At 27.6% G+C, this 20,240-nt stretch carries 17 protein-coding genes and 1 other annotated feature; of the genes, 15 read left to right on the forward strand and 2 right to left on the reverse strand.

Going from position 1 to position 20,240, the window contains the following annotated elements; all coding sequences use genetic code 11:
- Positions 1 to 47: 47 nt before the first annotated feature.
- The gene (locus IR151_RS00580; RefSeq protein ID WP_227432453.1) at positions 48 to 1,124 is read right to left on the reverse strand and encodes a M24 family metallopeptidase; all 1,077 of its coding nucleotides are present in this window, start codon (positions 1,122 to 1,124) and stop codon (positions 48 to 50) included.
- Positions 1,125 to 1,618: 494 nt separating this feature from the next.
- On the opposite strand from IR151_RS00580, the gene IR151_RS00585 reads away from it, so the two are divergent.
- The 14 genes from IR151_RS00585 to abc-f all read left to right on the forward strand — a co-directional run bounded on the left by IR151_RS00585 (position 1,619) and on the right by abc-f (position 16,698).
- Positions 1,619 to 3,022 (forward strand): APC family permease, encoded by a 1,404-nt coding sequence (locus IR151_RS00585; RefSeq protein ID WP_227432454.1) that lies wholly within the window; start codon positions 1,619 to 1,621, stop codon positions 3,020 to 3,022.
- Between the two features lie 93 nt (positions 3,023 to 3,115).
- Positions 3,116 to 3,356, forward strand: a binding site (T-box leader).
- Between the two features lie 42 nt (positions 3,357 to 3,398).
- Positions 3,399 to 4,097: a 5'-methylthioadenosine/adenosylhomocysteine nucleosidase gene (locus IR151_RS00590; protein WP_227432455.1), complete on the forward strand. Its 699-nt coding sequence runs from the start codon at positions 3,399 to 3,401 to the stop codon at positions 4,095 to 4,097.
- A 23-nt stretch (positions 4,098 to 4,120) separates the two neighbouring features.
- Complete coding sequence (gene trpS, locus IR151_RS00595; RefSeq protein WP_227432456.1) at positions 4,121 to 5,122, forward strand: tryptophan--tRNA ligase; 1,002 nt, start codon at positions 4,121 to 4,123, stop codon at positions 5,120 to 5,122.
- A 531-nt stretch (positions 5,123 to 5,653) separates the two neighbouring features.
- Entirely contained in the window at positions 5,654 to 6,856 is a 1,203-nt protein-coding gene (locus tag IR151_RS00600) for a sensor histidine kinase (RefSeq protein WP_227432457.1), read from the forward strand.
- A 4-nt stretch (positions 6,857 to 6,860) separates the two neighbouring features.
- Positions 6,861 to 7,631 (forward strand): LytR/AlgR family response regulator transcription factor, encoded by a 771-nt coding sequence (locus IR151_RS00605; protein WP_227432458.1) that lies wholly within the window; start codon positions 6,861 to 6,863, stop codon positions 7,629 to 7,631.
- A gap of 145 nt (positions 7,632 to 7,776) precedes the next feature.
- Positions 7,777 to 9,198: a carbon starvation protein A gene (locus tag IR151_RS00610; protein WP_227432459.1), complete on the forward strand. Its 1,422-nt coding sequence runs from the start codon at positions 7,777 to 7,779 to the stop codon at positions 9,196 to 9,198.
- Between the two features lie 181 nt (positions 9,199 to 9,379).
- Entirely contained in the window at positions 9,380 to 9,862 is a 483-nt protein-coding gene (locus IR151_RS00615; protein WP_227432460.1) for a TraR/DksA C4-type zinc finger protein, read from the forward strand.
- Between the two features lie 50 nt (positions 9,863 to 9,912).
- Positions 9,913 to 10,692: a polysaccharide deacetylase family protein gene (locus IR151_RS00620; protein ID WP_227432461.1), complete on the forward strand. Its 780-nt coding sequence runs from the start codon at positions 9,913 to 9,915 to the stop codon at positions 10,690 to 10,692.
- 302 nt (positions 10,693 to 10,994) lie between these two features.
- On the forward strand, positions 10,995 to 11,441 hold the full coding sequence (lspA, locus tag IR151_RS00625) for a signal peptidase II (protein WP_227432462.1): 447 nt from the start codon (positions 10,995 to 10,997) through the stop codon (positions 11,439 to 11,441).
- Positions 11,410 to 12,357, forward strand: a complete 948-nt coding sequence (locus tag IR151_RS00630) for an RluA family pseudouridine synthase (RefSeq protein WP_413927244.1) — start codon at positions 11,410 to 11,412, stop codon at positions 12,355 to 12,357. Before lspA ends, IR151_RS00630 begins: the two co-directional genes overlap by 32 nt.
- Before the next feature lie 362 nt (positions 12,358 to 12,719).
- On the forward strand, positions 12,720 to 13,253 hold the full coding sequence (gene pyrR, locus IR151_RS00635; RefSeq protein WP_227432464.1) for a bifunctional pyr operon transcriptional regulator/uracil phosphoribosyltransferase PyrR: 534 nt from the start codon (positions 12,720 to 12,722) through the stop codon (positions 13,251 to 13,253).
- A gap of 284 nt (positions 13,254 to 13,537) precedes the next feature.
- Positions 13,538 to 14,746, forward strand: coding sequence for a uracil-xanthine permease family protein (locus IR151_RS00640; RefSeq protein ID WP_227432465.1), 1,209 nt, complete (start codon positions 13,538 to 13,540; stop codon positions 14,744 to 14,746).
- Between the two features lie 292 nt (positions 14,747 to 15,038).
- Complete coding sequence (locus IR151_RS20330) at positions 15,039 to 15,317, forward strand: ATP-binding cassette domain-containing protein (protein ID WP_413927341.1); 279 nt, start codon at positions 15,039 to 15,041, stop codon at positions 15,315 to 15,317.
- On the forward strand, positions 15,265 to 16,698 hold the full coding sequence (abc-f, locus tag IR151_RS00645) for a ribosomal protection-like ABC-F family protein (RefSeq protein ID WP_413927342.1): 1,434 nt from the start codon (positions 15,265 to 15,267) through the stop codon (positions 16,696 to 16,698). Before IR151_RS20330 ends, abc-f begins: the two co-directional genes overlap by 53 nt.
- 189 nt (positions 16,699 to 16,887) lie before the next feature.
- Here abc-f and IR151_RS00650 read toward each other — a convergent pair whose 3' ends face one another.
- Positions 16,888 to 18,663 (reverse strand): NFACT family protein, encoded by a 1,776-nt coding sequence (locus IR151_RS00650; RefSeq protein WP_227432466.1) that lies wholly within the window; start codon positions 18,661 to 18,663, stop codon positions 16,888 to 16,890.
- A gap of 310 nt (positions 18,664 to 18,973) precedes the next feature.
- Between IR151_RS00650 and ltaE the strand changes: the two genes are divergently transcribed.
- The gene (gene ltaE, locus IR151_RS00655) at positions 18,974 to 20,008 is read left to right on the forward strand and encodes a low-specificity L-threonine aldolase (protein ID WP_227432467.1); all 1,035 of its coding nucleotides are present in this window, start codon (positions 18,974 to 18,976) and stop codon (positions 20,006 to 20,008) included.
- Positions 20,009 to 20,240 lie beyond the last annotated feature (232 nt).

The following is a 20,240-nucleotide window of genomic DNA, read 5'->3' on the forward strand; positions in this document are numbered from 1 at the left end:
ATCATTTTTATACAGCTTATTTTGATGTTATTAAGTTAATCTTACAATTAACCAACCACACATATTTCTTTGTCATATTTGTTTAGTATTTCGCAACCATCTTCAGTAACTAGTACTAAATCTTCTATTCTAACTCCAAACTCTCCTGGTAAATATATACCTGGTTCTATAGAGAATATCATTCCTGGTTGTACAGTATCTGTATTTATAGAAGATACATCTCCCTTATCATGAACTTCAAGTCCTATAGAGTGACCAGTTCTATGAGTGAAGTATTGTCCATATCCTTTTTCAGTTATGTAATCACGAGCAGCTGCATCTATATCACAGAATCTAACTCCTGGTTTTACAATAGCTTCAGCTCTCTTATTGGCTTCAAGAACTATTTCAAATATTTCTCTACCTTTTTCAGGTATTTCTTTATAGAATACAGTTCTTGTCATATCAGCACAATAATTATCTTTTATGCAACCTATATCTAATATTATTGCATCACCAGGTTTTACAAGAGCATTTCCTGGTTCTCCATGTGGATTAGCTCCATTAGGACCAAATCCTATTATAGGGTCAAATGAAAATCCATCAGCACCTAAGTCTTCATATATTTTAGATAATTTACCAACAAGTTGTTTTTCTGTAAGTTCACCAGAAACAGTAGCTTTAAGTTGTTCCATACCTTTGTCATTTAATCTTGAAGCTATTCTCATTAATTCTTTTTCTTCTTCATCTTTACACATTCTTAAAGTATCTATTATATAAGATGAGTTTACAAATTTACTTCCTCCACCTGATTCTATTAAGCTTAATAAGAATCTAGCTGGCCAGTTTTTGTCAACACCCATAGTAGCATTTTTGTCTACATGTTCAGTTACTATTTCTATTGGATTTTGAGTATCATTAAACCAAACCATTTCAACACCTAAATCTTCTGCAACTGGGAATAATTCATTTATAAATAATTTATTATTACCATTTAAATTTAAGTATAAAGCTAACAGTCTTTCACCTGGGTGGATTAGTAATCCTGTTAAATAAAATATTGAAGTAGGATCACTTACCAACATTTGAGAAATATCATCTTTTTTCATTTGTTCAAGTACAGCATTTAATCTTTGAGTCTTCATAATAATTTCCTCCTAATCAAAATTCGATACAAATCAATTTTAGCACTATTAAACAAAAATTAGTATACTTTTCTTCTAGAAATATAAAAAAATTTTAACATATATTTTTTATATTAAATTTAATTCCCTATTTTACATTAAAAGAAAAGTAAAATAAGTTTATATTGTGAAAATTTTATAAAAATAATAACTTGAATAAGTAAAAATATATATTTGAGATAGTTATATAATTATGAAAATTAATAAAAAAATTTTTATATTAAAATAATATTGAAACAATTTTAATAATTTAGTATCATTAAAGAGAAAGTGATAGAACTTTCAAAATTTATCACTTTTAGTAAATTTTGATTTCAAAATATCTAAATTTGAGGTATAAATATTTTTATTTAAAGTATTTTATAGGTTAAATTGAAGTATTTTATAGGTTAAAGTTATTTTAACTGTTATGAAATCAATTTTTAATTAATAAAGAGAGGGGAAATTATAATAGGATGGAAAAGAAAAAAATAGGCCTATGGAGTTTGGTATTTATGAATGTATCAGCTTTATATGGTATAAGATGGATAGCTAAGTCGACAGCGTCAAGCTTCGGTTTAGGATTAGGTGCAATACCTATGTGGTTATTATTCTCATTTATATATTTCGTACCAGGAGCTTTAATTTGTGCTGAATTAGCTTCTACATATCAAAAAGGTGATGGAGGTTTATATGATTGGGTTAAGGAAGCCTTTGGAGAAAAATATGGCTTTTTAGTTTCTTGGTTAAACTGGACAGCTAAAATATTTTGGTATTCTTCATTCCTAACTTTTTTAGCAGTAAATGTTTCTTATACAATAGGAAATCCAGCACTTGCAGATAATAAGATATTTGTACTTATATTATCTTTAGTAATATTCTGGATATTATCTATTATAGCAACTAAAGGAATAAGCTTTACAAAAATATTTACTAATACAGGTGCATTAGGTTCAACAATACCAAGTGCTATACTTATAATATTTTCATTTTTAGCAGTATTAGTATTGAAAAAACATGATATGGCTTCAACATATACAATAGCTTCAATGACTCCAAAACTTAATATGGATGCATTTGTTGCTATATCAGCTATAATGTTTGGTTTAGCAGGAGCAGAAACTGCAGCTAACTTTATAACAGAGATAGATAAGCCTGAAAAGAACTTCCCTAAAGCTATATTAATATCAGCTGGAATAGTTGCTTCATTATATGTATTAGGTTCTATTGCAATAACAATGATAATACCACCAGACCAAATTACTGCTTCTAAAGGTGTGTTAGATGCGCTTGCAGCTGTTTGTGAATCTTTAGGAATAGGTTCTTGGTTAGTTCAATTGATAGCTTTTGGTATAGCTTTTTCAATATTAGGAGCAATAGTTCTTTATATAGCATCACCAATAAAAATGTTATTTGGTAGTGTTAAAAAAGGAGTATTTCCAGATAGTTTGGTAGAAGTAAATAAACACAAGATACCTTCGAAAGCAGTTATACTTCAAGCAATAATAGTTACTATAATATTATTAGTGACTACATTAATGCCTTCTGTTGATGCTATATACAATGTTCTTGTAACTATGACAGCATTAACTGCATTATTCCCATATGTATTGTTATATGCTTCTTATATTAAGCTAAGAAAAGAGAGACCAGATGAAATTAGACCATATACTATGGCAAAATCAACAGGTACTTGTATAGGTTTAGCGAAAATGGTTTTAACTGTAACTGTAGTTGGTATATTATTATCAGCAGCACCAGTTATGCCTACATTTGCTGAAAATATCATATATGAAATAGAAATGATTGGTGGAGGTCTTCTAGTTATCCTATCTGGTCTATGGTTATGGAATAGATATGAAAAGAGAACAGCTAAATAAAAATGTATTTTAAATATATATTTTGGATATTATTATATATATAGTTGACAATTTATATCATAAGGAATATTATAAAATAAAGAAATTAATAAATTAAATCCTGGGATAAGAAAGAGTAAATAAATAGACTTTTACACAGAGAATTAAGGGTGCTGAGAACTTAATAAAAAGTATTTATTGAATGGGTCTTTGAGGAGTAATGTGAAATGCAGTTTAAGACTGTAGATTATCTGATATCGTGTGTGCACGTTATAGCACATATTAAGATATATATATTCAGCTTTGAGTATATATAAATTTAGGTGGTACCACGGAAAATATATCCGTCCTATTGATTTAGGACGGATTTTTTAATATATAAAATTTAGGAGGAAAGATGAACGTAATAGGAATTATAGGTGCAATGGATGAAGAAGTAAGTATATTAGTGAATTTAATGGATATTAAAGAAATTGTAAAAAAAGCTAGCTTAGAATTTCATAAAGGAACTTTAGAAGGAAAAAATGTTGTTTTAGTAAAATGTGGTATAGGAAAAGTTAACTCTGCTCTTTGTGCACAAATATTAATAAGTGAATTTGAAGTTGATGCTATTGTCAATACAGGTGTTGCGGGGGCTTTAAATGAAAATCTTAATGTCAATGATATAGTAATTTCAACTGATGCGATACAATACGATATAGATACTACTGCATTTGGAGACCCTAAAGGTGTTATACCAAGAATGGAAACATCTGTATTTAAAGCAGATGAAAGACTCGTAGAAGCTGCTTATAAATCTTCTGTAGAAGAAACAAAAACGCATAAAGTATTAAAAGGAAGAGTAGTAACAGGAGATATATTTATAAACTCTAAAGAATTAAAAGAAGAGTTAGTAAATGATTTTGGCGGGTATTGTGGAGAGATGGAAGGTGGAGCTATAGCTCATGTATGTTACTTAAATAATGTTCCATTTGTCATAATAAGAGCAATGTCTGATAAAGCAGATGGAAGTGCTGGCGTTGCATATGAAGTATTTGTACATGAGGCCGCCAACAATTCTAAAGATATCGTATTAAGCATGTTAAAATCAATATAAATATATAAGGAGGTACAAATCATATGAGTGAAAAAAAGGTTATATTTAGTGGTGCACAACCATCAGGTAAGATGACTCTAGGAAACTATTTAGGAGCTATAAAAAACTGGACTGAACTTCAAGAAAATTATAATTGTTATTATAGTATTGTTGATTTACATGCAATAACAGTACCTCAAGACCCTAAAGTTTTGAGAGCTAATACTATAGAATTACTTGCTCAATATCTAGCTTGTGGATTAGATCCAGAAAAAAATACTATATTTATACAATCACATGTTAAAGAGCATGTTGAACTTATGTGGATATTAAATACAATGACTTATATGGGTGAATTAAGTAGAATGACTCAATTTAAAGATAAATCACAAAAGAGTGAAGCAAATCTAAATGCAGGATTATTTACGTATCCAGTTCTTATGGCTGCTGATATACTATTATATCAAGCTGATTTGGTTCCAGTTGGAGATGACCAAAAACAACATTTAGAGCTATCTCGTGATTTAGCAAATAGATTTAATAATAGATTTTCACCTACATTTGTAGTCCCAGAAGGATACTATCCAAAAGGTGGAGCAAGAGTAATGAGTTTACAAGAACCAACTAAGAAAATGAGTAAATCTGATTCAAATGACAACGCATTTATATTATTGGCAGATGATTCAGATACTATAAAGAGAAAGATTAAGAGAAGTGTTACTGATTCTTTAGGTGTTGTAAAGTATACTGATGAACAACCTGGTATTAAAAACTTACTTGATATATATTCTAATTTAAGTAAAAAGAGTGTAGAAGAAATTGTAAACATGTATGAAGGTAAAGGTTATGGAGTATTTAAAGAAGATGTAGCTGAAGTAGTATCAGAAGCTTTAAGACCAATAAGAGAAAAATACGTTGACCTTCTTAATAATAAAGATTATTTAGAAAAAATCTATACTATGGGAGCTGAAAAGGCTGAAAAGCAAGCTAGAAAAACTCTTAGAAAAGTTTATAAAAAGGTTGGGTTTATAGAGAGAAAATATTAATTATATTATATATCTTCTTTAGTAAATAAATATTTAAAGTTATTAAAAAAGTATATGATAGGAAATAGAGAGGATATTATTAAGATAATATCCTCTTTAGTTTTGTAATAAAAAAAGATGAGCTTTTGCTCATCTCAAAGGGGTTAGATTATTCTTACTTTGGGGAAAGTAGAATAAAGGTAAAAGTTAACTGACGTTAACTTTGTTCTTTTTTGCATATCACTACTGAGCATAAAAAAATCAGAAAACCAGAGCCTTCTGAACTAACCTTGAACATACATCCATTATACTTTATACTCAATATGTAATTTATGAATTAATTTTAACTCTTATAAAGAAAATTGTCAATAATATATCAAAAAAACGTTTTAAAAAAATTTATATATATAATTAAATGAGTTTGATTTTATGTTTAACTGATATGATACAATAATTAAGGCAATTATTTTTTATGTATTTAATAAGCCATAAAAATAATACCAATAACATATGTAAAAATTATTTTAAATAGGAAAAATAAGAGGAAAAAACATGAAAACATCAATTTTAATAGCATTAATAGAAAAAACAAGCCTTATTGTAGTATTATTTCTTCTAATAACAAAGCTAAAAACATTTAAACAAATATTTCAAAAAGAAGAATATAGCTTAAATGATTTGATTTGTATATCTTTAGTTTTTACTTTTCTAGCTATATTTGGTACTTACAATGGCATAAATTATATGGGGTCAATAGTAAATACTCGAATAATATCTATAGTATCAGGAGGCGTTTTATTTGGACCAATTGTAGGTATTACAGCAGGTTTGCTATCAGGTATACATAGGTATTTTATGGATATTGGAGGTATAACATCCATGCCATGCCTTTTATCAAGTATACTAGCAGGTGTGTTATCAGGATTTTTGTATAAGAAGATACCAAAGAAGCATAGAGTGATATATGGAATACTAGTAGGTATGATTTCTGAAAGTTTTACTATATTACTTATATATTTAATATCACAGCCTCATTCTCTGGCAATTCAAATAATTAATGGAATATACTTGCCTCTAATTGTCGGACAAATTGGTATAGGATTTGTTATATCTATAGTTGAGGGAATTGAAAAAGATAAAAAGGATATAGAAGCAAGAAATAAAGCAGAAATAAAAGCACTTCAAAGGCAAATTAATCCGCATTTTTTATTTAATTCTCTAAATACAATAGCATCCTTTATAAGATTTAATCCAGATAAAGCTAGAGAACTCATAATAAATTTATCAACTTACTTGAGATACAATCTTGAATATAGTGATAACTTGATAGACATAAATAAAGAGATTGAGCAAGTTAAATCTTTTGTAGAAATAGAAAAGGCTAGATTTGGAGATTTATTAACTATAATTTATGATATAGATGATGTAAATATAAAAATTCCAAGTTTAATTATACAACCAATAGTAGAGAATGCAATTATACATGGAGTTTTGGAAAGTGGAAGAGCTGGTGTGGTAAAAATATCTATAAAAAAATTACAACATTCATTAGAAAATACTATTAGAATATCGATTGAGGATAATGGTATAGGTATAAGTGAAGAAGTTATAAATAATGTATATCAAGATAATATGCCAGAAAATAAGATTGGACTTTATAATGTTCATTTAAGACTTAAGCTAATGTATGGAAGTGGTCTTAATATGAGAAGAACTGATAAAGGAACTTTAATTATGTTTTACGTAAAGGAGTAAGAATATGAAAGCAATAATAGTTGAGGATGAGTTTCCAGCAAGAAAAGAATTGAGATATTTTATTGAAAATAAAAGCGAGATTGAGGTAGTAAGTGAATTTACTAATGGCATAGAAGTACTAGATTTTATTCAAGAAAATAAAATAGATGTAATTTTTTTGGACATAAATATACCTCATCTTGATGGAATGTTACTTGCAAAAACATTAAATCAATTTAAAGCAAGACCTAAAATAGTATTTATAACAGCATATGAAAATTATGCAGTAGATGCTTTTTCATTAGGTGTATTTGACTATGTACTTAAGCCTTATTCTGAGGATAGGATTACATCAATGTTGGATAAGTTAGAGAAAAGTGAAACAAATAGTAGTGAAATATCTAGTGATAATAATTATATATCTAGTGATAAAAAATGTATAATAAATCAAAATATAGAGGAAATAACACATAAAATTAGCCTTTGGAAAGGTGATAAATTGGTTGTAATAGATATTGATGATATATATTACTGTGAGGCTAATGAAAGACAGACATTTATATATACTGAAAAGGAAACATTTATACTAAAAGAGGGTATATCAGAAGTAGAAAACATAATAAATGATAAAACTTTTTTTAGAACACACAGGTCTTACATAGTAAATTTAACTAAAGTAAAAGAAATTATCCCATGGTTTAATAACACATACATATTGAAGTTAAAAGATAGTGATTATGAAGTAACTGTAAGTAGAAGTAGAATAAAAGAATTTAGGCTATTAATGCACATATAAAGTCATTTCATGTATTTAAATATGCACTTAATGTGATTAACATTTATATTAGTACAAAAAAGTATTACTATTTGAACTGGAAATAGTTTTCTTAAACTTATAAAAATTTATAAAGCAATTATAAAAAAACTAAGGGGATGAATTTATGGTAAGTTTTTTAGGTTCAATGGTGGTACTTATAGTAGGTTATTTTATTTATGGTACTTTTGTAGAAAAGGTTTTTGGAATTAATGATAAAAATCAAACTCCAGCTATAGCTTGTAGAGATGGTGTAGATTATGTTCCAATGAAATGGAAAAGAATTTTCTTAATTCAATTCTTAAATATCGCAGGTTTAGGTCCTATATTTGGTGCTATACAAGGTGCATTATTTGGGCCATCAGCATTTTTATGGATAGTATTTGGGACAATTTTTGCAGGTGGTGTACATGACTTTGCTTCTGGATATTTATCTATGAAGAATAAAGGTACATCTGCATCAGAGTTAGTAGGTCTTTACTTAGGCAATAGTGCAAAAATAGCAATGAGAATATTTAGCGTTATTCTTTTGGTATTGGTTGGAGTTGTTTTTATAACAGGTCCAGCAGGATTACTAAAAACATTAACAGGAGTAAATACACAAATATGGGTTGGAGTAATAATTCTTTATTATATAATGGCTACTGTTTTGCCAATAGATAAGTTAATTGGAAAAATATATCCTTTATTTGGAGCAGCTTTATTAATTATGGCAGTAGGTGTAGCAGGAGGATTAATAATAAAGGGATATAACATACCAAATATAAATTTACAAAATATGAATCCAAATGGAACACCCCTATTCCCATATTTATTTATAACAATAGCATGTGGGGCAATATCAGGTTTTCATGCAACACAATCACCACTTATGGCAAGATGTGTTGAAAGAGAAAGTGAAGCAAGACCAGTATTTTATGGTTCAATGGTTGCAGAAGGAATAATAGCTTTAGTTTGGGCAGCAGCAGCTATGTCATACTTCCATGGTATACCTCAACTTAATGTAATATTTAATGATGGTGGAGCAGCTACTGTTGTTAATACAGTATCTGTTGGATTGATGGGGCCTATTGGAGGAGCTTTGGCTATACTTGGTGTTGTAGCATGTCCTATAACTTCAGGTGATACAGCATTTAGAAGTGCTAGATTAACAATAGCTGATGCAATGAACTACAATCAAGATGCAGTTAAAAATAGATTTTTAATAGCTTTACCACTATTTGCAGTAGGTGTTGCTCTTACATTTATAGATTTTAATATAATTTGGAGATACTTCTCTTGGGCAAATCAAACACTTGCTATGATAATGTTATGGACTGGTTCTGCATATTTGGTTAAAGCAAATAAAAACCACTACATAACTACATTGCCAGCGCTTTTTATGACTGTAGTAACATTTAGTTATATAATGCAGGCAAAAGAAGGTTTTAGACTACCAGTAAATATATCTAATGGAATAGGTGTTGCTGTTGCAATAATTCTTGGTATTTTATTCTTTAAAAAAGCTAAAGATATAAAAGAACAAAATACTCATAAATTAGCAAGTTAATATAATTATTATAAAAAATAAAAATATAACATTTAAATGTGTTTTAAAAATTTGTAGGTGAATTTAAAATTTGCCTACAATTTTTTTTGAAAAAATCAAATCTTACTTTTTATTGTATTTTTAATTTAGTTTTCCACATACTATTTTTATGATATAAATATTAAAATTAGAGGTGTTAAAAATGGATACTAAAAAATACAAAGATAAATTATTGAAAGAAAGAGCAAATTTGACTAATTTAGTGGGAGATATGAAAGACAATACTTTATTTGGAGATACAAATAAACATACCAGTGAAAAGTATTCATCAGGAGAGTTATCTAGTTATGATAATCATATAGGAGATATGGGAACAGATTTATATATGCAAAATATGCAAAATAGTTTAATAAATCATGAAGAAGGTAGATTGTATCAAATAGATATGGCATTATCTAAAATAGAAAATGGGACATACGGACTTTGTGATTTATGTCATAATAAAATAGATTTAGAAAGATTGGATATACTACCTGATACAAATTTATGCAATGAGTGTGCAAAAAAAGAAGAGGATTTATTAGGACACGCAAGTGAAACTCCTGAAGTGGAGGATTCTAATTTTTATTCAACAGACCTAACAAATTTAACTGATTTAAACAAAAACGGAACATTAAGAGATTAAAAAATTGACATCATATATTGTTAGAACGAATTAAGAAAAGAGGTAATGACATGAAAAAAGTAATGTGGGGTATATGTATATGTGTATTATCAATAGTAGGCGTATATACATATAGTCATAATACACATAATCAAAATAGCGTAAAAGAAGCTTATAGTCTAAATGACAATATAAAGAACGATTATGAAGATGTAATAATCAAGCAAGGAAATGAGGACGAAAAAATTTTAGCATTGACTTTTGATGATGGGCCAGATGAAGACTTTACACCACAAGTACTTGATATACTAAAGAAAAATAATGTAAAAGCAACTTTTTTTGTGGTTGGAGAAAAAGTTGCATATAACAAGGAATTACTAAAAAGACAGTATGAGGAAGGGCATGAGATAGGTAATCATACATTTACACATATAAATGTTGAAAAAAATAGTTATAATAAAGTAGAAAAAGAAATAACAGATACACAAAATGCTGTAAAGAGTGTAATTGGAGTAGAGCCCAAAATATTTAGACCTCCATATAGAGCTATGAGCAAAAGTGTATGTGATATTATAGTTTCTAAAGGTATGAATATAATTCTTTGGTCAAACTTGGACCCTAGAGATTGGTCAAATCCTGGCGTTGATAGTATTATTAATACCATTCTTACAAAAGTACAAAATGGAAATATAATACTTTTACATGATTATAATAATAAAAGAAACAATAAGTCACAGACTATACAGGCTTTGGAAGTAGTAATTCCCAAGTTAAAAGAAAAAGGGTATAAATTTGTAACAGTATCTGAACTTATACAACATTTAGATAAAAATCAACAAGTACAAAAATAAAAGATATTTGTTTAAAGACTAATGATGCTTGTAAATCTAAAATACAAGCATCATTAATCTTTAAGCTATAAAATACACAAAAAGTATTGAATAATAGAGTATTTTGAAATTTTTTATACATAATAATGTAATTTTAAATTTGTAGCAATTTATAATATAGAAGGGTTAATATTATTTTTGATTAGTTTTACTAAAAAATTCAATTTTAACAGAGTTGCTCTTTATAGTATTTTTTTTGTATAATGGTAATAGTGAATTTCAATCAAAATTGATTTTTAAATAATTTATAGGGGGAAAAATCATTGTTATATGTGTTAATAATAATTCTGCTTATAGGATTAGACCAATTGTCTAAACTATGGGTGTTAAATAATTTGGTGAATGTATCTACAATACCAATAATAAAGAATGTATTTCATCTAACTTATGTTGAAAATAGAGGTGCAGCATTTGGACTATTACAAAATAATCAATGGATATTTATAATAGTTGCACTAATTGCAACAGTATTTGGGTTATATTATCTCAATACAAGAAAAGTACATACATCTGGAAAGTTGGGAATCATATTAATAATATCTGGTGCATTAGGAAATCTAATTGATAGAGTTAGATTAGGGTTTGTAGTAGATTATTTTGACTTTAGGATTATATGGGAGTATGTATTTAATGTAGCTGATGTATTTGTAGTTGTAGGAACTGTATTTTTATGTATATATGTTTTATTTTTTGAAAGTAAAAGTAGGTGATTTGATGGAGAATGTAAGAGAGTTTTTAGTGCTTGAAGAGGAAGAAGAGGTTAGACTTGATGTTTATCTAGCAGAACAATTAGGAGATATGTCAAGAAGCTACATACAAAAAATTATAAAAGATGGTAAAGTAAAAGTTAATAATAAAGTAGAAAAAGCAAAATATTTAGTTAAAGAAGAAGATAAGATTATTATAGAAATACCAGAACCTAAAGTTCTAGAGGTTGTAGCTCAAAATATACCAATAGATATTGTATTTGAAGATGATGATATTTTAATAATTAACAAGTCTCAGGATATGGTTGTTCACCCTGCTCCTGGAAATTATGAAAATACATTGGTAAATGGAATTTTGTATCATTGTAAAGATAAGTTATCATCAATAAATGGTGTTATTAGACCTGGTATAGTTCATAGAATAGACAAAGATACTTCTGGTCTTCTTATGGTAGCTAAAAATAATTATGCACATAATTTTTTAGCAGAACAATTAAAAGAGCATTCTATAACTAGGGAGTATGAATTTATATGTTATGGTGTAGTTAAAGAAGATAAAATAACTGTAGACAAACCAATAGGAAGAAATCCTAAGGATAGATTAAAAATGGCTGTAGTAAAAGATGGAAGAAATGCAGTAACTCATTTTGAAGTGGTAGACAGATTTGATAAATTTACTCATATGAGAGCTAGACTTGAAACTGGTAGAACTCATCAAATAAGAGTTCATGCCTCATCTATAAATCATCCGCTTTTAGGTGATAGTGTATATGGACCTAAAGAAAATAAGTTTAAACTAAAGGGACAAACTTTACATGCTAAGAAATTGGGATTTATACATCCTACCACTAAGGAATATATTGAATTTGATTCAGAATTACCAGAATACTTTAAGGAAGTTCTTAGAAAAATTAAATAAAAGTTTGTATGATATTATAAATCATCTAATTAGATTTATACAAGTGATAAAATTAGTGAAGTTTAGCTAAAATATTTTATATTAAAGTATTTTGATTAAAAAAGCTTGAAAAATTTGAAATATAAATATATAATTTGAGTTAATGGAGTATAAAAATTATCTTTAAACGATACAGAGATATCGTAAGACAATTGCTGAATTAGACTATATATTTTTTTATATAAAAGCTTCTTGTCTTGTGATGAGAAGTTTTTTGTTGTTTAAATTGAAAATTTTAATAAAGTGGTTCTATAAAAATTTAAGAGAGAGGAGTAGATTTGTCAAAATAAAAGAGAATATATTTTTTTGACAATAGTTATGATATGGTAGAAAAAGCTCAATTAATGGATGAAAAGGCTATAGCAAGAGCAATTACTAGGATAAGTCATGAGATAATTGAAAGAAATAAAGGTGTAGAAAACCTAGTTTTAGTTGGAATAAAGACTAGAGGTGTACCAATCGCAAATAGAATATCTAAAAAAATAGAACAAATAGAAGGAACAAAAGTAGATACTGGTGATATTGATATAACACTTTATAGAGATGACTTAGAAAAAATTAATGTTGAACCAGTAGTCAAAGGAACATATCTAGATTTTAATGTAGATGATAAAACAGTAGTTTTAGTTGATGATGTGTTATATACAGGAAGAACTGTAAGAGCAGCACTTGATGCTATTATTGATATAGGAAGACCTAAATCAATACAATTAGCAGTATTAGTGGACAGAGGACATAGAGAATTGCCTATAAGAGCAGATTATGTAGGAAAAAATGTCCCTACTTCAAGACATGAAATTATATCTGTTAGTTTATTAGAAATTGATGGAGAAGATTCAGTTACAATCAAAGAATAGTGGTTTTTTAATATTATATAAAAGCTCAGCATTGTATAGTCATGGAGGAGGATAAAGCTTACATATATTGCACAAAATAAATAATACAAGTTTATTAATGTGTATATTAATGTAGTCTCTATTCTCCTTTATTTTGGTTTTCAATGTCGTAAAATGTAAAAAAATGATAGTTTGTACAGTAAGTATATAGAGATTAAAAAATAGAATCTAGGGAATTATAATTAATTAAAAGATATTAATTGAACAAAGGATTTATTCATATATAATAATTTTTGGAGGTTTTTATGAAAAAAACGATAATGTCTTTACAACATTTATTGGCCATGTTTGGAGCGACAGTATTAGTTCCCATTTTAACAGGCTTTAATCCATCAGTTGCAATTTTTTGCGCTGGTGTTGGTACATTGATATTTCATTTTTGTACAGAAGGAAAAGTACCTGCATTTTTAGGTTCAAGTTTTGCTTTTATTCCTGTTATACTAGCAGCTAAAGAAGCTTATGGAGGAGATTTGGCATATGCTCAGGGTGGTATAATAGTAGCAGGATTAATTTATATTATAATGTCAATTATAGTAAAATTAGTTGGGGTGGATAAAATTAAGTTATATTTTCCAGCACAAGTTACAGGAGCTATGATAGCAGTTATAGGTTTGAATTTATTACCAACGGCTTTTAATATGGCTTCAGCTAATTTTATAATAGCTTTTTTGACTTTAGCAATAGCAATTTTGACTAATAAGTTTGGTAGAGGATTTATAAAACAATTAGGTATATTAATAGCTGTTTTTTCTGGATATATAATATGTTTGGTACTAGGATTAGTAGATATAACTACAATTACAGAAGCAAGTTTACTTGCTATACCTGACTTTACAATTCCTAAATTTAGCTTAGGAGCAATTGTGATTATATCTCCAGTTGTTTTAGCTGTATTTATGGAGCATATAGGAGATATGACTACTAATGGTGCTGTTGTAGGAAAAAACTTTATAGAGAATCCAGGATTAAACAGAACATTACTTGGTGATGGATTTGCAACTATAGTAGCAGGATGCTTAGGTGGACCAGCTAACACTACTTATGGGGAAAACACAGCAGTACTGGCGATAACTAAAAACTATGACCCTTCAATACTTAGACGTACAGCAGTATTTGCTATATTGCTTGCATGTGTAGGGAAGTTTGGAGGATTTCTTCAAAGTATACCAGGTTCAGTTATGGGTGGAATCAGTATAATGTTATTTTCAATGATAACTTATGTTGGATTAAAAACTATAAAAGATAGTTCTTGTGTAGAAAGTAAAGTAAATATATTGATAATAGCAGTTATATTATTGATAGGTCTTGGAACAACTTACTTATCTAATAAAGGGATTTCTATAGGAATTCCTATAACAAGTACTGTAAAGATAACTGGTCTTAGTTTGGCTGCGATTGTAGGTATTGTACTAAATAGAATATTGAATAATCAAGATTTTAAAGTTGAAAAATAATAATTAATTAAGTATATATTATTTTAAATAATCAATTTTTTATAGACATTGGCAATCAATGTTGATATAATGATTAAAAATAAATAAAAGAAAGGGTAAGGTAACTGGGAAGATGAGAATATAATCTATTTTTTATAATTTAAAGTATTGTAAATTTTGAAAAGCCTATATTGGTGGCTTTATTTATAATGCTTAAATTAAGGAGAGTAGATTATAGTCTATACGTTTAGTTATTGTGCCTATTTATGTAAATCTCTCCTTATATTTAAGTATACCAGGGAGGGATTTTTTTATGATGTTAATAAAAGTAGAAAATTTAAAAAAATATTATGCTGATAAATTAATTTTGGATATAGATAAACTTGAAATATTAGAGAATGAGAGAATAGGTTTAGTGGGTTCAAATGGTCAGGGAAAAACAACTTTATTAAAAGCAATATTGGGTGAAATAGAAATTGATGAAGGTTGTGTTTATCTTACAGATAGCTATTCATATATAAGTCAGAGTGAAAATAATATTGAAAAATGTAATGATAGTAAAGAAAAAAGTCTTATTAAATGCGCCAGATAAATTTGAAGATTATTTATCTGGAGGAGAAAAAGTTAAGCTAAAGATAGCAGATGCACTGAATAATAAGAAAAATATAATAATAGCAGATGAACCAACTTCAAATTTAGATAAAAAGAGCATAGATATTTTGGAAAATATGTTTAAGAGACATAAAGGAGCATTATTATTAATATCTCATGACAGACGTTTTTTAGATGAATTATGTACAACTATATTGGAATTGGAAGGTGGGAAATTAAAAGTTTATAAAGGTAATTACACTGATTATTTAGAACAAAAGGATGCGGATGCAAAAAGAGCTGACTTTGAATATCATGAATATATAAATGAGAAAAAAAGATTGGAGAAAGCTCTTTTAGGCAAAAAAGCTTTAAGTGATGGTATAAGGAAGACTCCAAAACGAATGGGGAATTCAGAAGCTAGACTCCATAAAATGGGTGGTCAAACAAATAAGAAAAAAATAGATTCAAGTGTAAAAGCATTAAAAAGTAGAATTGAGAAATTGGAAGTAAAGGATAAGCCTAAAGTTTGTACAGATATGAATATTAAAATACAGGATGGTATGGAAATAATCAGCAAAAACTTAGTGGAATTAAAGGATTTAAGTTTAAATGTAGAAAATAAACTTTTATTGGATAATATCTCTTTCAAGGTAAAAAGAGGTAAGAAAATAGCTTTATTAGGCGATAATGGATGTGGAAAAAGTACTCTGATAAAAGAAATACTTAGTAATAAAAATGATTGTATAAGGATAAATAACAAAGTAAAGATAGGTTATTTTGACCAAAATCAAGATTTATTAGATGAGGAAAAGAGTATTTTGTACAATATCAAAGCAAATAGTTCATTTGCTGAGTCTTTTATAAGAATAAATTTAAATTTATTTGGATTTAAAGGTGATACTGTTTATAAAAAAGTTAAAGTTCTTAGTGGGGGTGAAAAAGTAAAGATAGCTCTATGCAAAATAATACTAGAAGATAATAATTTTTTAGTTTTTGATGAGCCAACTAATTACTTGGATATAAAATCTATGGAAGCATTGGAAAAAGCATTGATAAATACTGATAAAACTATGCTTATAGTATCTCATGATAGAGTATTTATATCTCATATTTGTGACTATTTTTTAGAAATAAAAGATAAGAATATAAAGGAGTTTGATTGTAACTATAGTGATTATATCATTAGTAGAAATAAAAAAACTTCTAGTAGAGAAAGTAAAGTTAAACAAGAAAATCTTTTAGTATTAGAAAATAGACTTACAAACATTATATCTATGCTGTCAATAGAAAAAGATAATGCAAAAAAAGAGTGTTATGAATTAGAATATAATGAGCTATTAGAAAAAATTAGACGTATAAAAAATAATGCTCAAAATTAAACTAATCGTTGTTTTTTTATAAAAATAGAAATTAATCAATTTAAATATAAGTATTGATTATTAAAAAACTAAAAATAAACAAATTTAAAAGTGGCATTCTTATACAATAAGAATGCCACTACTTTTAGTTAATATGATAAATATATTATTATTTACCAGTCAGAAATTTTTATATCTATGAGATATATTTTATTCGGATTTAATTTTAAGCTTAGCTACCATTTCTTCTTCAGGAGTAACATAAATAGTACTATTAGTTTCATAGATAACCATACCAGGTTTAGAACCACTAGGTTTCTTTACATTTTTTTTCTTTGTGTAGTCCACAGGTACTTGAGAAGAAATCTTTGATTTGCTAAAAAATGCAGCTAACATAGCTCCTTCAAATATAGTATTATCAGTAATTTCTTTACCAGCACATTTTATTATTACGTGAGAACCTGGAATATTTTTTGTATGCATCCATAAGTCATCATTATCAGCAAGCCTTAATGTAAGATAATCATTTTGTTTGTTGTTTTTTCCAACCAAGATTTTAAATCCATCAGAAGAAATAAATTCATGAGGTTTTGTAGAAGGAATAGTGTCTTTTTTACTACTTTTCTTTTGGGCTTTGATATATCCAACTTTACCAAGTTCTTCTTTTATATCTTGTAATTCAGCCAAATTTTCACAGTTTTCAATACTCAAAATTATGTTTTCTAAGTAATCTATTTCTTCTTTGTTTAATGAAATTTGGTGAGATATTTCAACTTTGGCATGTTTCATTTTAGTATACTTTTTAAAATATTTTTGAGCGTTTTCAGATGGAGTCAAATTTTTATTTAATTCTATTGTTACATTTTTACACTCTTCATCATAGAAGTTGGCAACATCAACACTTTCCATCCCTTTTTCTACCATATATATATAAGATGTAATTAGTTCACCCTTTACTTTATAAATATCTGCATTTTCAGACTCTAATAATTCTTCTTCTTGTTTTCTAAGTTTGTTATAAAGTCTATCCAGTTTAACAGATATGCTTTTCTTTAAGTCAGATGAACGTTGATTGATTCTATCTTTAATATCTTTAGTTCTGTAGAAATCCTCTAGTATATTAGAGATGCTTTCTTTATTGATATATGATAAATCATTAAACAATGTAAGATTGACACAACTGAAATCAACGACTTTATCTAATTTTTTATCTATAACAATACAAGGTGAAAACTTATTAGAATTTATATCATTAAATAAACTACAAAATTCTTTGTATAAAGAATCAAACTGTTGACTAGATATATCTTTGCTAATAGCGTTTTGATTTACATCTGCTCTATAACAAATTTCTTTGGCGATAGTAGGGCTTATACCTAAAAATTTAGAATATATAGACTTAAAAATAGGTCCATCAAATTCATTTAGATTGTTAATAAAAGAATCTTTAGATATGTTATCAAGAGGGTTAAGTTTATCTTGCTTTGGTGGCAATGAGTAACTATGTCCAGGTAAAACCTGACGAACTCTACTTATACTAAAAGGCACTCTTTTTATAGAATCTATAATTTTATCATCTTCATTATGAGTTACTATTATATTACTATGTCTTCCCATAATTTCAATTATAATATTTTTGATTGTCTTTTCTTTTAATTCATCTAAAGATTCAACACTGATTTTTATTATTCTTTCAAAACCAATTTGAGAAATTTCTATAATATTTCCACCTTGTATATATTTTCGAAGCAACATACAAAACATAGGCGCCTTTAGCGGATTTTCTTTTTTATAATTGCTTGTTAAATAAACCCTAGGATTTGAAGCACTTGCACTTAAAACCAATCTAAAATTTTCTTTGTTGTTTCTTATATTAAAAATTACTTCATCATCTTCAGGTTGATGAATCTTATCTATTTTTCCACCTGTAAGCTTTGATGATAATTCATCTACTATTGAATGTATAACTAATCCATCTAATGCCATGTATAGCACCCCTTTCTTTGACCAAAATAAGTCAGTAAATTAATTATACACATAATATATGCTCTATGACTAGGGGGAATTTAAACAACATGGATTAATGTGTAAATTTTATAATTATTTATACTTACAGGATATACTCACAAGAGAATAGGAAGTATATTTTTAAATTAATAATTTAAATTTGCTTAAATATAAAACAAATGTAGTATAATTAGTGTGTAAAGAATAACTTATAAAAGTATATAAACTTTACAAAGCTAAATAAATATTAAAGCTGTATAGTATATGAATATGAAAGAAGGTTGAAAAAATGAAATTTATTGATTTAAGAAGTGATACTGTTACTATGCCTACTGATGAAATGAGAGAAGCCATGGCAAAGGCTCCTGTTGGAGATTCAATCTTTAGAGATGACCCTACTGTAAATAAACTTGAAGAATTAGCAGCAGCTAAAGTTGGAAAAGAAGATGCTATTTTCCTTCCAAGTGGAACTTTTGGAAATCAGTTAGCTTTGTTTACTCACTGCCTAAGAGGTCAAGAAATCATTATTGGTAAAGGGTATCATATTGTGACTCATGAAGTTGGAGCACCTGCTGTAATAGCTGGAGTTCAACTTAGAACTATAGATGAAGATGAAAGTGGAGCTCTTAATCCTGAGCTTGTTGAGAAGGCTATTAGGAGAGATGATATACATGAACCACAAACAGGTCTTATATGTGTAGAAAATGCATATTCAGGTGGAACTGTTGTAAGCCTTGACAATTTAAAAGAAATTAAAAAAATAGCTGAAAAACACAATTTACCAGTGCATTTAGATGGAGCAAGATTATTCAATGCAGCATTAACTTTAGGTGTAGAAGCTAAAGAAATTGCACAATGTTGTGACAGTGTTATGTTCTGTGTATCAAAAGGTTTAGCTGCACCAATGGGTTCTATTCTTGCTGGAAGTAAAGAATTTATAGCAAAAGCTAGAAGAAAGCAAAAAGTTATGGGTGGAGGCATGAGACAAGTTGGTATAGTTGCAGCAGCTGGTATAATTGCCATTGAAAAAATGACACTGAGATTAAATGAGGACCATGATAATGCAAAATATTTAGCTTGTGAGTTGGATAAAATTGAAGGAATTGAAGTAAATAACACTAGTCCAGACCTGAGTATGGTATTCTTTAAAATGAGTGAAGATGTAATAAAAGAAGATGTTTTAATAAAAGAGTTTTTTGAAAGAAATATAAAAATCAATAAAATGGAAAATGGGGAGTATAGATTTGTAACTCATGTAGATATTACTAGAGAAGATTTAGATTATGTTTTAAAAACACTTAAAGAATTAATAGGTGTATGCTAATTAGGTATGTTCAAAAAACTAAATAGAAGATGCTAAATATTTTATTTAAAAAATTCATATACAGTTTAAATAAACTATACATAAAATTCATATAGAAATATTATTATATAAACATAGAAAGAACTAGCTTAAAAACATAATATAATTACCCTAATTGTAATGGCAACTCTCCCTCACATCCTCAAATTATAGTTGTCATTACAAAACTTTTCCCATAAATTATAAGTTTATG

The organism is Clostridioides sp. ES-S-0006-03, from assembly GCF_020662275.1.
Taxonomy (GTDB): Bacteria; Bacillota; Clostridia; order Peptostreptococcales; family Peptostreptococcaceae; genus Clostridioides.